1 protein-coding gene is annotated in these 430 nt (G+C 33.7%); it reads left to right on the top strand.

The window, feature by feature from the left end:
- Window positions 1-354 (top strand): hypothetical protein (locus FRY97_RS22695; RefSeq protein WP_170254890.1); only part of this gene is annotated, 354 nt, incomplete at its 5' end.
- Window positions 355-430 lie beyond the last annotated feature (76 nt).

Genomic DNA, 430 nt, shown 5'->3' on the forward strand with positions numbered 1-430 from the left:
GCTTTGAGTCATTCAGATGTAATAAAATTCAATATTCTTTATAACGATAAAGAACTTGAGTGCTTTATAAGTGGCTTAAAGGGTGCTGCAAAAATTGAAAAATCCTGTAATAAATTTTATTTTACTGGAGAGACTTTGAGTTTGGTGCTTGAAGGTTGCGATGTAGAAGTTCTCAGTTCTTTAAAAAAGTTTGACTATTGGGAAAATAAGTTTATTGAAGACCCATCTTTTTGGAAAGGAGATAACGAATTATTAGCCAGTATTACCCATGAAGATTTGGTGATGGTGGACATGAGCTATTTCGAAGGTATGGTAGAAAGTTTAAATTTATATGATTTACCAGATTCGGTTTGATACTTGGACATTAGTAGAAGATAAAGAAGCCTTGCCGTTAGGCGAGGCTTTTTCAAATCAAATTGATCTTAGCGGC

This window comes from Phaeodactylibacter luteus, from assembly GCF_007993045.1.
Classification (GTDB): Bacteria; Bacteroidota; Bacteroidia; order Chitinophagales; family Saprospiraceae; genus Phaeodactylibacter; species Phaeodactylibacter luteus.